10 protein-coding genes are annotated in these 14,282 nt (G+C 40.0%); 6 read left to right on the top strand and 4 right to left on the bottom strand.

Going from position 1 to position 14,282, the window contains the following annotated elements:
* Positions 1 to 161: 161 nt before the first annotated feature.
* From AC3II9_RS12280 to AC3II9_RS12265, 4 genes are all read left to right on the top strand, one after another.
* Positions 162 to 3,149 carry a DNA translocase FtsK gene (locus AC3II9_RS12280; RefSeq protein ID WP_489155822.1) on the top strand — a complete coding sequence of 996 codons (2,988 nt, stop codon included), beginning with the start codon at positions 162 to 164 and terminating at the stop codon, positions 3,147 to 3,149.
* Between the two features lie 1,024 nt (positions 3,150 to 4,173).
* Positions 4,174 to 5,478, top strand: a complete 1,305-nt coding sequence (gene murC / locus AC3II9_RS12275) for a UDP-N-acetylmuramate--L-alanine ligase (protein ID WP_489155820.1) — start codon at positions 4,174 to 4,176, stop codon at positions 5,476 to 5,478.
* Between the two features lie 525 nt (positions 5,479 to 6,003).
* Positions 6,004 to 6,474 carry a DUF948 domain-containing protein gene (locus AC3II9_RS12270; RefSeq protein WP_489155818.1) on the top strand — a complete coding sequence of 157 codons (471 nt, stop codon included), beginning with the start codon at positions 6,004 to 6,006 and terminating at the stop codon, positions 6,472 to 6,474.
* Positions 6,475 to 6,492: 18 nt separating this feature from the next.
* A complete protein-coding gene (locus AC3II9_RS12265) occupies positions 6,493 to 7,008 on the top strand; it encodes a YtxH domain-containing protein (protein WP_489155816.1) in 516 nt (171 codons plus the stop codon).
* 69 nt (positions 7,009 to 7,077) lie between these two features.
* Here the strand turns inward: AC3II9_RS12265 and pilM are convergent, their stop codons facing one another.
* A complete protein-coding gene (pilM, locus tag AC3II9_RS12260; RefSeq protein WP_489155814.1) occupies positions 7,078 to 9,240 on the bottom strand; it encodes a pilus assembly protein PilM in 2,163 nt (720 codons plus the stop codon).
* Positions 9,241 to 9,413: 173 nt separating this feature from the next.
* Between pilM and AC3II9_RS12255 the strand changes: the two genes are divergently transcribed.
* Positions 9,414 to 10,499, top strand: a complete 1,086-nt coding sequence (locus tag AC3II9_RS12255; RefSeq protein WP_489155813.1) for a bifunctional 3-deoxy-7-phosphoheptulonate synthase/chorismate mutase — start codon at positions 9,414 to 9,416, stop codon at positions 10,497 to 10,499.
* Between the two features lie 167 nt (positions 10,500 to 10,666).
* On the top strand, positions 10,667 to 11,665 hold the full coding sequence (ccpA, locus tag AC3II9_RS12250) for a catabolite control protein A (RefSeq protein WP_489155812.1): 999 nt from the start codon (positions 10,667 to 10,669) through the stop codon (positions 11,663 to 11,665).
* A 41-nt stretch (positions 11,666 to 11,706) separates the two neighbouring features.
* Here ccpA and AC3II9_RS12245 read toward each other — a convergent pair whose 3' ends face one another.
* The 3 genes from AC3II9_RS12245 to AC3II9_RS12235 form a co-directional block, all read right to left on the bottom strand.
* Positions 11,707 to 12,864, bottom strand: a complete 1,158-nt coding sequence (locus AC3II9_RS12245; RefSeq protein WP_489155810.1) for an acetoin utilization protein AcuC — start codon at positions 12,862 to 12,864, stop codon at positions 11,707 to 11,709.
* Positions 12,861 to 13,508 (bottom strand): acetoin utilization AcuB family protein, encoded by a 648-nt coding sequence (locus AC3II9_RS12240; RefSeq protein WP_489155808.1) that lies wholly within the window; start codon positions 13,506 to 13,508, stop codon positions 12,861 to 12,863. Before AC3II9_RS12240 ends, AC3II9_RS12245 begins: the two co-directional genes overlap by 4 nt.
* A 70-nt stretch (positions 13,509 to 13,578) precedes the next feature.
* On the bottom strand, positions 13,579 to 14,211 hold the full coding sequence (locus AC3II9_RS12235) for a GNAT family N-acetyltransferase (protein ID WP_489155806.1): 633 nt from the start codon (positions 14,209 to 14,211) through the stop codon (positions 13,579 to 13,581).
* Positions 14,212 to 14,282: the final 71 nt, after the last annotated feature.

Genomic DNA, 14,282 nt, shown 5'->3' with positions numbered 1-14,282 from the left:
ATTATGATATGCTTTTTATGACAAAATTTTCTTACGTTATATGTATTTTGGCGCAAGCTATTATATGTATTTTGTGCAAAACACGGTTTTTTTGCAGTATGTAACCCAAATATGTCTTATAATAAAATAGTTAGGCTTTAATTAGAAAGAAGTGAGCGTAGATGAATTGGTTTAAAAATAAATTTAACAAACTATTTAAAGATGATATAGAGCAAGTAGAAGAATATGAAGAATACTATGAAGAGCAAGATGAGCCGTATTTTGAAGAAGAGCAACCAAAAAAGTCAAAATCAGCATTTCGTTTTCCACTCATTTCGGATAATGAAATCGTCCATCAAGCACCGAAACAAGAGCGTGTAGCTCGTGAGCAACAACCCTATACTTCTTCAGAAGAGAGAGAGCTGGAGTTACCAAAGCATTTACAACACACAACATCTCAAATATATGATGTTGAGGTACAAGGGATTAGGGGATTGTTAGAACGTCGTCAAAAGCGTACAGGTCATTCGAATGTATTGCGTCGCCCTGTACCAGCACCTCGCAAAATTTCCGTTACGAAAGATGAAAAGGAATTTTTAACAAAAAAACCGATGCGCGAAGAGAAGCCTGTTAATCGGGAGTTTACCAACCCGCTTGAAAGTCGCAAACGCTTCGTGCCAACGGATGTACCATCACCTGTTTATGGCTTCCAAAAGCCAAAGCCTATAGAGCAATTAATGGCTGAAAAACAAATGGAAGTGGAGGAAGCGAAGCAAGACAAAGTGGAGCATGTTCTAAGTGAGCAGAAGCCGTTCATAGAAGGAGAAGCTCAAGAGGAAGTAGAGATCCATACTACTGAATCGTCAGTAAGTAGACAGTCGATAGAGGAATCTGAACCGGTAGTAGCTGATAGTATGATCGAACCAGCTTTGACATCTCACGAAGAACATGATTTCGACAGGATAGCTAAAGAGAAGGAAGAGGCTATTGTTGCAAAAGAGCATGAAGATCCGTTATCAGATATGCAGGTGAAGCATTTAACGATTGAAAACTCGACCATTCATATTGGACAGCTACATGTAGAACAAGCCCAACAAAATGAGTTTGTACAAGTACAAACGGAGGAATCGAAAACAATATCAACAGGCAGTCGATTACCATTTAACGTACTTATGTTAAAATCCGATAAGGAAAAGTTACTAGCAAAGAAAATTTTGCAAGAGCAATTGAAAAAGCAAAAGCCTGCTAATATGGAAATGAATCAGGAGGCAATGGCTGAAAGTGTGGCAACGACTGAAACAGATATAGTCATAAAAAATCATACACTAACAGTTGGTGAGCCATCTATTGCTCATGAAGTAGTAACGAGTACGCAATTAAGTGACAGTGCGGTTGCCGTTTTAGAACGTGAAGTGGAAAATAACGAAATTCAGCATACTGTAGAGGTAAGTGAACAGAACGATAGTATGATCGAGGAACATAACCTTGTACCTGAACAAAAGCCGTCGACCGAGCAAAATGCAATCCAAACTGAGCAACACGAGTGGGTAATGGATGAAAATGCCGTTGTATTCGAGCAAAAAATGAATGTGAGTGAGCAAAAGCCGTCGAACGAGCAAAACATAGTTCCACCCGTTCAAAATGAACTTGCAATGGAGCAGAATAATGGTGTGTCCGAGCAAAAAGTGATTGTAAGTGAGCAAAATGAAATGCAATTCGAACTTGAATCTGAATTTGAATCACCCCCTAAGTTCAGCCGTCATTATGAAAAGCCGCCGCTAAACTTTTTAGTGCCGCCGGAAGAAAAGACGGAAGACTGGGCTTGGATGGATGAACAAGGAGAGCGCTTAATTAAAGCGCTGTCGTATTTCCATATCGAAGCGGAAATTGTTTCTATTGTACAGGGGCCAGCAGTAACTCAATTTGAAATTACGGTGGCACATGGTACGAAAGTGAGTAAAGTGCGCGGCTTAGCAGATGATATTAAGCTAGCACTAGCGGCACGAGATATCCGTATTGATGCACCAATTCCAGGGAAGCATTCGATCGGTATTGAAATTCCAAACCGTGTATCTCGAGCAGTCCGTTTGTCTGAAGTGACGAATAGCGAAGGATTCCAAACGTCTGATTCGCCATTAGAAGCCGCATTAGGGCTAGATTTAACAGGGCAACCAGTGACGATTGATCTACGAAAAATGCCGCATGGATTAATTGCTGGTGCAACAGGCTCAGGGAAGTCTGTTTGTATTAACTCGATTCTTGTAAGCTTACTTTATAAGGCAGCACCGCATGAATTGAAATTAATGCTGATTGATCCAAAAATGGTTGAGTTAGCGCCGTTTAATCATATTCCGCATTTAGTGAGTCCCGTTATTACAGATGTCAAGGCGGCAACCGCTGCACTGAAATGGGCCGTTGAAGAGATGGAACGCCGCTATCAGTTATTTATGCATGCCGGTGTACGTGATTTAACGCGTTTTAATCAACAAGCTGAAAAAGCAGGCCAACATGCCCAAAAGCTCCCGTATATTTTAATTGTCATTGATGAGCTTGCCGATTTAATGATGATGTCACCAGCTGACGTGGAAGAAGCCATTTGTCGTATTGCCCAAAAGGCACGTGCTTGTGGTATTCACTTAATTGTGGCAACACAACGTCCGTCTGTTGATGTCATTACAGGCTTAATTAAGTCAAATATTCCTACTCGTATTGCATTTGCGGTATCTTCTGCTGTTGATTCGCGTACAATTTTAGATATGCAAGGTGCAGAACGCTTACTTGGTCGAGGAGATATGCTGTATTTAGGAAACGGTATGCCAGCCCCAGTACGTTTACAAGGAACCTTTGTAACGGATGACGAGATTGAGGAAATCATTACTTATGTTCGTACGCAAGGAGAGCCAGAGTATTTCTTCCAACATGATGAACTGCTTAAAAAAGCTGAAGTTACGGATGAGCAAGATGAGTTATTTGAGGAAGTTTGTCGTTACGTATTTGAACAAGGAACAGCCTCTACTTCATCGATTCAACGCCGTTATAAAATCGGTTATAATCGAGCTGCTAGACTGGTTGATATGCTTGAGCGACATGGATTTGTATCGGAACAAAGAGGTAGCAAGCCGAGGGAAGTATTCATTACGGAATCAGAGATTATTTCGATGTTCGAATAGTGTATGATGCACGGTTTTTTAGTAAAAGGCCAACATCTCGACCTGTTTTGGTCGAGATGTGTCTTTGTAAGTAGTCTTTTTACTGATAAGATAATGATTAGTAATTTTTAACTCGTAATGAGCAAAAATACATCCTAAAAATACCAATTAGATAGTGATAGGTATTAAAAGAAAGTAGTATCGTAGCCTCCGCGCTTTGCCACAGCCTACACAGGAGCTAAAACAGGCGTGGCCTGTTTGGATCTCCTGTTCCGGCTCCTGTGGCTATGGCGCGCTACGGCAAAAAGCGAATACTTCTCGATATACTAGAAAAACAGTTCTCTTCTCTAAAAGAAATCAATTTCTTTCTATTTGCAACTATAATTGCCCAGCCTCTACCGTAATGAATGAGCATCTTTCTTTAGTTTTAGCAACTGATTATTATATTGAACAATAGTTGCTTGTAGCGGAGGCACGAGAGTGTAGCTGACGGCATACGCCTTTCGCTACAGAGCAAAGCTTCCTACGGGAAAAGCGAGACAATCAAGACCCCGCAGGCGCGAAGGATGAGCGACGAGGAGGCTTGATCTCGCCCGTGGAAAGCGAGTGCTGCAGCGGAAAGCAACGGTTACCTAAATGGTAATATATTATTTTTTATTTACTCATTAAGAATTTTAAGTAGCTTGAATGCTTATATGTACAGTGATAAATAGTACAATTTAATTTGCGAAAAATTTGAAAAGTTGTTTAAATAGCGTTTGTTACCAAAAGTGCTATAATAGAACAGGCTTTTTCGGTTCGTAAAGAAGCGAAGACTATGTATCAAAATTTGTCTGTAAATTTATGAGACGACCATTAACTGCGAGAGCAAGCTCATTGCTACACAATGCGGTGAAGTGATTGTAATATCTTTTTTTAGTGAATCGGAACGTATAATTTTTATATTTCTCCGCATATGACATAATCTTGATTTATTTTGTTTGAGATGTGTCTCTTTTATCCCATAATATTTATTGTGAGTATCGTACTCCTAGGAGGTTTCAACATGACACTTTATCATTTTACAGGTATTAAAGGCTCTGGAATGAGTTCGTTAGCGCAAATTTTATTTGATGCAGGCGAGCAAGTACAAGGTTCAGACGTAGAAACGTATTATTTCACTGAGCAGCCTTTACGTGACCGGAATATAACAATTAAACCATTCGATGAAAATAATATTCAAGAAGGAATGACAGTCATTGCTGGGAATGCCTTTCCAGATGACCATTCAGAGTTAGTGAAAGCACGTGAAATAGGTGTAGAAGTCATTCGCTATCATAAATTTTTAGGGGACTATATCGGTCGATATACATCTATTGCCATTACAGGTGCACATGGTAAAACATCCACAACTGGTTTGATGAGTCATGTCATTGGTGGATATATGCCGACATCGTTTTTAATTGGTGATGGCACGGGTTCAGGTAAACAAGATGCAGCCTATTTTGTTATGGAAGCATGTGAGTACCGTCGCCACTTTTTAGCGTACCACCCAGATTATGCAGTCATGACTAATATTGATTTTGATCATCCGGATTATTTTAAAAATATCGATGATGTATACAGCGCTTTCCAAGAACTCGCCTTACAAGTGAAAAAAGCAATTATTGCATGTGGTGATGATGAACAACTACAAAAAATTCAAGCGAATGTACCGGTTGTCTATTATGGCTTTGGAGCAGAAAATGATTTTGCTGCACGTAATATTGTCAAAACGACAGAAGGTACAGAGTTCGAAGTGTATGTACGCAATGAGTTTTATCATAAGTTCTTTATTCCACTTTATGGTGACCATGCCGTATTAAACTCGTTAGCAGTTATTTCACTATGTCATTATGAAGGGATTCCAGCCGAACTTATACAAGAGCGATTAAATACGTATGGCGGTGTAAAAAGACGTTTTACGGAAACAAAAATAGGGAATAATGTATTGGTAGATGACTATGCACATCATCCAACAGAAATTTCGGCAACGCTACAAGCAGCTCGTCAAAAGTATCCAGATCGTGAAATTGTCGCTGTTTTCCAACCGCATACATTTACACGTACGCAAGCGTTCTTGCAAGAATTTGCAAATAGCTTAGAGAAAGCGGATGCAGTATATTTATGTGATATATTTGGGTCGGCACGTGAGCAAGCAGGTTCCCTAACAATTGCTGATTTAGCTAATCTCATTGAAGGCAGCGACATCCTGAAAACAGAGGAAATTCATGTGTTACAAGCACATAAAGATGCAGTATTCTTATTTATGGGCGCAGGAGACGTACATAAATTCCAGAATGCATTTGAGCAATTGTTAAAAGGCGAATAAAATATAAACATTGTGCATAAATGAACAAGTTGTTTAGTGAAATGAGCAGTAAGGTAGTATGTAACAAAGGTTAGTAAAACAGCTTATTCTTTAACGTTAAAGAATAGGCTGTTTTTGGCAAAAATAGTGCTAAGCGATTTAAAATATGTTCTTGATTAAAAAATGTAGGATTCTAAAAGCACATGGAGTGAAGGGCGGCGACTCCAGCGGGAAAAGCTGTAGAAGAACAAAGGCTAAAACCGTCACGTCCTGTGACAACGCCTTTGTGACCAACATCATGTTGGCCCGAGACCCCGCAGGAAATTTATTTGCGACGAAAGCGCAGCGACAGGAGCAGCGAAGAATGAGCGACGAGGAGGCTCGACCTCGCCCGCGGAAAGCGTCCGCCCGTAACGGAATGTGCGGTCAAGTACACGTTTGGGTGAAGAGCCGCGATTTTAAATCAATGTTTTTTCGAATAATTGATGCAGGATTTTTTTACATTTTGTCGAACATAAAACATAACTACGTATAGGAGGTCATCATATGGAAGTAGTACTGTATATAGCGGCACTCATTGCAGCAATTGGTTTTTTAGTGTTATGTATTAGCGTAGGGGTCACATTATTCTCACTAAAAAATACGTTAAATAATATTGCGTCAACGGTGGCAGGTATTGAAGGACAAATGGAAGGGATCACACGTGAGACGACAACTCTTTTAACAAAAACGAATTCATTAGCGGATGATATTTCAGAGAAATCAGAAAAGCTCAATTCCGTTGTACAGGCAGTTAAAGGAATTGGTGATTCTGTTAATGGTTTAAATACATCTGTTCAACGTATTACAACGGCTGTTTCGAAAGAAGTTGGACGTAATGAAGAAAAGATTGCACAAGTCGTGCAGTGGAGCAATGTGGCGATGGAAATTGCTGATAAGTGGCGCCAACGCAAAACAATTCAAGAGCAGGATATTGCTGTAGTAGATAATCCTACTCAAGAAAAGAATAAACAATAAGTGAAGAGGGTGTATGTTATGAGTGAACAACAATATGGAAAAGAATCATCAAATTTACCGCAAGTATATTATGTGGATAGTAATCGATCCATTTATACGGACGAAGAGTCTGTGAATATGAAAGATTTTATCATTGGAGCGCTCGTTGGAGGGATTGTTGGTGCTGCTGCGGGGTTATTATTGGCACCGAAAGCAGGCCGTGAATTACGTGGAGATATGGCATATCAAGCCGTCAATTTAAAAGATAAGAGCGCAGAGCTATCCGCATCAGCAAAAGAAAAAACAGCGCAGCTTTCTCAACAGTTAAAAGAGCAGTCAACACAATTAGTCGACAAAGTAAAATCAAAAACGTCTAAAACGCCAACTGTTTTTGATGACGGCACTGTGTCAGCTGAAGGAGAAGAACCTCTAGATGAATTGATTGCAGCTGTCGAGGAGACAATTGCAGAAGCGACAGCAAGTATTGGCCAAGTAGTAGCTACGGCGCAAGAAGACTTACATGATCATAAAGTTTCAGAAGCGTCTAAATCTTAATTTGTATAAAAGGATGGCTAGAAAGTTTTACTTTCTGGCCATCCTTTTTATTGAAAAGTCCTTACTTTTTTATGTTATGGAGGAGATTGGTTGTTCGATTAACTGAATTGCCAATACATCCCCACCAAAGATTTCGGCATCGAAGCTAGACGGCTCACCGTTGCGTAAAATATTAAACTGCCCTTTAAAGGCAACTGGTAACTGCCAGTTTGAGAAGCGGAAGACATCTTGATAAATCCATTTACTTAAATCTTTTTCTTTAAATTGAAGTGTTACCCCGTTTAAAATAGTGGCATTGGGCTGTACAACTGTTCCATTTACGACTACTTCTCGTGCTACTTTCGAGAGCTCGATTCGTTCATTTTGGAATGTCACTACGATTTTATCTTCTAAATTGATATGGAGTGAATTGGCAATTAATTGCGCTGTTGGTAGCATCCCTTGTTCAAACGTAATGCGATCCCCGTTTTGTATCGGGTAATGTAGCTTAGCAGGCTTACCATTGACAAATAACTGTGCTGAAAACTCCGGTAACATCGTTGGTTTACCATCGATATGTACAAAGAATGCTCCTAATTTGTGTATATATTCGCTATTGTTTGTATGATGAAAAACCTCTTCGATTGTATTCACTGTTTCAAACGTTATGACATCCCGGTCTTTTAGCTGCTGTTCCATTAATGCGACTTCCCCATTGACCAATACGTTTGGTTCGATTGCATAAGGCGTACCTTGAATGATAATCGATAGTGAAGAGGCGCCATCTACAATATCACGCACCGTTGCTGTTGCTGGTTGTCCATCTTTTCCTTCAATGAGTTCAATGCGGTCGCTGCTTTTAATCAGTGTTTTGGTTGAGGCCTCTTCGCCGTTTACTAAAATCGTGGCCGGCTGACCGTGTTCCCCTGGAATGAAAATATCTTGCCCGTTCACCGTAAGGGATAACCCATGCCCCGGTTTACCATACAGTTGCTTTGCTCGAATATTCGCTGCTAAAAAGGCATCTGCTACGGTCATTTCTTTTAATTCGAAAAGGCGTACAATCTGTTCATTAACCGTGATGGTCATATAATGAATCGGTGCTTTCTTCGCGGCAATCGCAATCCCAATTGGTGTGACAAGTTCTGGTGTAACAGGGATTCCTTCATCTTTTGTTAAGTTTTGGATCGCATCAATGCCACGAACAGCGACCCGATTTGGAGGTAAATTTAATACTTTACACAGCTCTTCTGTTAAGTTAGGTGTTAAACTACCACCACCGACAAGCATAACAGCCTTTGGTGCCACATGATTGTTTAAACGTAAAATCTCATTACCAATCGATGTAGCTAAATTTTCAATGGCTGGCATAATCGCGGCTAATACTTCCTCACGCGGATGAAATTCATCAAATCCTAAAATATCTTGAATCGCAATTTGTTCCTCGGTATGCATTTGGCGCTTCGCTATTTCAGCAACAGGGAAATCAAGCAAGTAATGATCACTTAATGCTTCTGTAATTTCGTCTCCAGCTGTTGGTACCATACCGTAAGCGACAATCGTGCTCTTATCGGTAATGGCAATATCGGATGTACCCGCACCAATATCAACAAGGGCTACATTTAAACGGCGCATTGTGGAAGGGATTAAGACGTTAATCGCTGCAATGGGCTCGAGTGTTAAGGCTTCCATTTCTAAATTTGCTCGCTTTAATGCTGCCAGTAGGGATTCTACCACGACACGTGGTAAAAATGTAGCAATGACTTCTACTGTTGCCTCATCTCCTTGCTGGTCGAGCAAACTACCAATTTCTTCTCCATCTAAACGGTAATAAAGTACAGAATAACCGACACAATAATAGTGATTGAGTTTTCCATCCTCTTTTTGTTGCAAGAGTTGTGCCTGTGCTTGTTGGACAGCCTGTAGTTCTAATCGCGCAATATCTTCTTCTGTAAAGATTGGGCGATTTTTTATGTTAATGGTCACACTTGCTTGTTCTGTCTTTAATGAACGACCAGCAGCAGCTACATTTACTTTAGTTAACGGACCATGCTTTTTTTCTAACTGTGCTTTAATTTCAGTAATGAGTTCAGCGACATAGAGGACATTATGTATTTGACCATCGACCATTGCGCGTTCTTTATGTTCTTTAATTAAAATATCTGTCACATGATAATGATCTTGATTTACTTCTAAAATGATACCTATGACTGAACGTGTCCCGATATCAAGTGCAAATAATTTTTCTGTCAATGAAACCGCTTCCTTTCTTGATATAAATAAAAATACTTTAGCGAGTTGAAGCGCTAAATTAAAAAGACGTGACATTCTAGTATTTGTTTATTATAATAGTGTTATTATTCTAAAATGTATCATACATTTCAGCGTTCTGAAAGAGCAGGGTACAGGGGAGAGGAGAAAGAATGATGAATCAACACGAATTAGAGGGTTTACGTAGTCGGATTGATGGATTAAACCTAGAAATTTTACGCTTAATCAATGAGCGAGCAGAAGTAGTAAATGAAATCGGTAAGATTAAAGAAAAGCAAGGTGTGAATCGTTATGATCCTCTACGCGAACGCCATATGCTAAACCTCATTAAAGAGCATAACAACGGTCCTTTAAATCAAATGACAGTTGATTATATTTTTAAACAAATTTTCAAAACGGCATTAAAGCAATTAGAGGCAGAGAAGAAGAAAGAATTACTCGTTTCGCGTAAAGAAAAGTCAGAAGATACTGTCATTAATGTGAATGGTGAATTAATTGGCGCTGGTGCACCATCATTTGTATTCGGTCCATGCTCAGTAGAATCTTATGAGCAAGTAGCGGCAGTAGCAGAGTCCATTCAAGCAAAAGGCTTAAAATTAATCCGTGGTGGTGCATATAAACCACGTACATCGCCATACGATTTCCAAGGTCTAGGCTTAGAAGGTTTACAAATTTTAAAACGCGTGTCACAGGAATACGGTTTAGGTGTCATTACAGAAATCGTCACACCAACAGATTTAGAGCATGCTTTAGATTATATTGATGTCATTCAAATCGGTGCGCGTAATATGCAAAACTTCGAGCTATTAAAAGCAGCAGGGGCAACAAATAAACCGGTGTTATTAAAGCGTGGTTTAGCGGCAACAATCGATGAATTCATTCATGCAGCGGAATACATTATGTCAAAAGGAAATGAAAACATTATCCTTTGTGAGCGCGGTATTCGTACGTATGAAAAAGCAACACGTAATACGTTAGATATTTCAGCTGTACCAATTTTAAAACAAGAAACACATTTACCAGTAATGGTTGACGTGACGCATTCTACAGGTCGTCGTGACTTATTATTACCATGTGCGAAAGCGGCGATTGCAATCGGTGCGGACGGTGTAATGGCTGAGGTACACCCAGATCCATCTGTAGCATTATCAGATTCGCAGCAACAAATGGATATCCCAACATTCGACGCATTCTATGAAGAAGTATTAAAATTCATGAAGAAATACGAAGTTAAAGCGTAGTTACTTGAGGCTCGTTTCGCGAAATTTGCGAAGCGAGCTATTATTTTTGACAGAATTCCGAGCAATTTACTTATTCTTTAGAAGAAACCCTTCTCTTTTTATTGAAAGAAGCAAGAAAATTATCGTATGATGGGGTAAAGACATTGCATATAAAGGAGGCAAATACATTGACTGTTACAATTTATGATGTAGCACGTGAAGCAAATGTATCGATGGCAACCGTCTCCCGTGTTGTAAACGGAAACCAAAATGTCAAGCCAGCAACACGTAAAAAGGTTTTAGAAGTCATCGAGCGATTAGAATATAGGCCGAATGCCGTAGCGCGTGGTTTAGCGAGTAAAAAAACAACAACGGTAGGCGTTATTATTCCGGATATTTCAAATAATTTATACGCTGAATTAGCACGTGGTATCGAGGATATCGCGACAATGTATCGATATAATATTATTTTAGCAAACTCTGACCAAAACGAAGAGAAAGAGCTAACACTTTTAGATACGATGCTCGGAAAGCAAGTAGATGGTATTGTTATGATGACAGATAGAGTGACAGAAAAAATTCAAGATTCGATGGATCATTCTCCTGTGCCGATTGTTTTAGCCGGTTCAGTGGATGAATTGAAAGAAGTCCCTTCTGTGAATATTGACTATTATCAGGCGGCATATGAAGCGGTAAAGGTCCTACTGGATAATGGCCATACCCGTATTGCCTTTATATCAGCACCACAAAGTTATACCGTTACGCAATATAAGCTAGCAGCGTATAAAAAAGCATTAGAAGATGCTGGATTAACAGTAGATGAGTCACTGATCGTTTCAGAAGAAGATACGTATGATAACGGCATTGCAGCATACGAAGAGGTAAGTCAATTTGATAATGCCCCAACGGCTTTCTTTGCAGGGAGTGATGAATTGGCTATTGGCATTATTCACGGTGCACAAGATGCAGGTAGACAAGTGCCAGCAGATTTAGAAGTGATTAGTTTTGAAAACTCTAAATTAGCACGTATGGTACGTCCACAGTTATCAAGTGTTGTCTTGCCTTTATACGATATTGGAGCAGTAGCGATGCGCTTACTGACGAAATTAATGAATAAAGAGAAGGTAGAACAACAAAGCGTGATTCTACCACACCGCATCGAAATGCGAGATTCAGTGAAACAATAATAAAAGGTTCCGCCTCAAAGGTATTTTGAGGCGGAACCTTTTTATCGTTTCTCATTGCGAATCATATGCAATGCCTTCGCAAGCATTTGGGCATTCTTTTCTTCGATCTCTGCTTTCCGTGGAATCGGCTCATATAATGGAGTTGGATCTTCCCACGTTGGGATAAACGGTACGGGTGATTCAGGCTGCCACCGATCGAGCCAAGCTTGAGGCAGTGGACCTGCCGGATGTTGTTGATCGGTCATTTCCACCCAAATGTGTGACCAAGCGCGTGGGACAACACGCCATATATCATATCCACCCCCACCAACGGCAATCCATCGTCCATCGCAATATTCGTGTGCAAGCTTATGTGCAAGCTTCGGTATTTCACGATAAATTTTCATGGTGCCATATAGATGTGTAAGTGGGTCAAAGTAATGTGCATCGGCACCGTTTTGTGTTAACACTACGTCCGGCTTGAAAAATTCAAATACTTCGCGCATGGAAGCTTCGTAAATTTCGAGGAAGCTGTCATCTTCTGTAAAAGCATCAATGGGGAAGTTAAAGGATGTACCGTAACCTTCGCCATTTCCACGCTCTGTAATATTTCCTGTACCAGGGAAAAGATAGCGTCCTGTTTCATGAATGGATAAAGTACAAACATTTGGGTCATCGTAAAATGCCCATTGTACACCGTCACCATGATGGGCATCCGTATCGACATATAATACGCGTAACCCATATTTTTCTTGCATATAACGAATCGCCACACTGCTATCGTTATAAATACAAAAACCCGATGCGCGACCACGGAACCCATGATGCAATCCACCACCTAAGTTTAACGCATGACGAGATTTCCCTTGTAGTACATAGTCAACCGCTTGCAATGTCCCACCAACAAGTAAGGCACTTGCTTCATGCATGTCCTTAAACATCGGTGTATCTTCTGTTCCAATGCCATATGCTTCACCTTGTTGTGGTGTAAGTTCACCACGGCCTGCTTTTTTGACAATATCAATGTATTGTGCATCGTGAGCAAGTGCAATTTCTTCATCTGTTGCCATACGTGCAGGGACAATGTCATCGTCGGAAAGTGCACCGATATTTTTTAATAAATCGATTGTGAGTAATAAGCGTTTATGATTAAACGGATGCGAGTCTGAAAATTTATAGCCTAGTTGATCAGGAGAATAAATAAAGACAGCATTTTTCATAGTTTTACCCCTGGAAGGTTTGGCCATAAAACATGAAACCCTTTCTTTCGTAAGTCTTCAATAATAGCTAAAGGATTGATCACCTGTAGGCGAACACTTAAAATGCGGGTATTGTCACTTTCACTATCTGGATAAACGAGCACGCTTAATACATTGGCTTTATGTTGGCTAATAACGCTCGTAATTTCGTGTAACACACCGGGCTTATTAGTGACACGAATATCGAGCTTAGAAGCGGGTTGATTTGCCCCTGTTAGCTCAATATAGCGATAGAGAACATCGGTTGTTGTGACGATACCAATAAGTTGACCACCTGAAACGATAGGTAAACAACTAATTTTATTTTCATAGAATGTGAGAGCGACTTCTTCTACAAAATCTAATGGATGACCGATAATCGGCTCTTTCACCATGATGTCTGCCAGTGGTGCATCGTACGTGACTGAATTTGCTTCCTCTTTTAAGCACGATGGTAACGCTTTTTTGATATCATGGTCTGTGACAATTCCGACAACTGTTTCATTTTCGTCAACGATAGGTAGGTGACGAATTTTCTTTTCCCGCATTAAACGGACAGCATCATTTACGGTATCTGTTGGCTTAAGTGTACATACATCAGTTTGCATAATTTCTTCAACAATCATATACGATTCCCCTTTGTATAAATGTTGTGAACTTTATAATACTCTTAAACTATTCCATTAGAAATATGAACTAATACATATATCGATTTTTAAATCGTAGTCTGTCGAATCGCTCGATTGTATTGGGACCGACGCGTTTTCCAACTCGAGCCATCAGGCAGTTCGCTGGATGGGATGTAATCTCAGGGTCGTCTGTTGCATAATACTCAAAATGAGCGGTACTCATCATCTTCTCCATCATTTTGCGGTAATCCCATACGTTAAGACCTGTTCCTTTTAAATCCCAATGCCAATAATATTCCGTTGTAATAACGAGATAATCTTCCATTTCATCTGCCATAAAGGAGACTTCAACTAATTTTTTTCCTACACCTGTCCCGCGATAATCTGAAATGACTTCGATTGCGCCAAGTTCAATCATATTATCGATTCGGTCCTCTGCCCATCGTTCCAATGGATCTGGATATAAATATGTAACGTAACCTACGATTACATCCCCATTGCGCGCGATAATAATACGCCCTTCGTCCAGCTTTGCGATGCCAATTAATGCTTCGTGTTGTTGTTTAGGAGGCCTGAAAGCAATTAAACCTTCATGTAACGTATACAAGGCTAGTTGTTCTGCTGGGACAGGGCCCTCAACAATGATGGGACCGTGTTTAGTCTCCTTTGTGATACTGTAAAATGTTTTAATATGTTCCATTTCTACACCACCCCAGTAAGATGTATCTATTATAACTGATTTTATGCAAAAATACGCTAGCATTTGTGAAG

The organism is Lysinibacillus sp. RU7 (genome assembly GCF_057837305.1).
The sequence above is the reverse complement of the archived record's forward strand: the minus strand, read 5'-3'. Positions and strand labels throughout refer to the sequence as shown.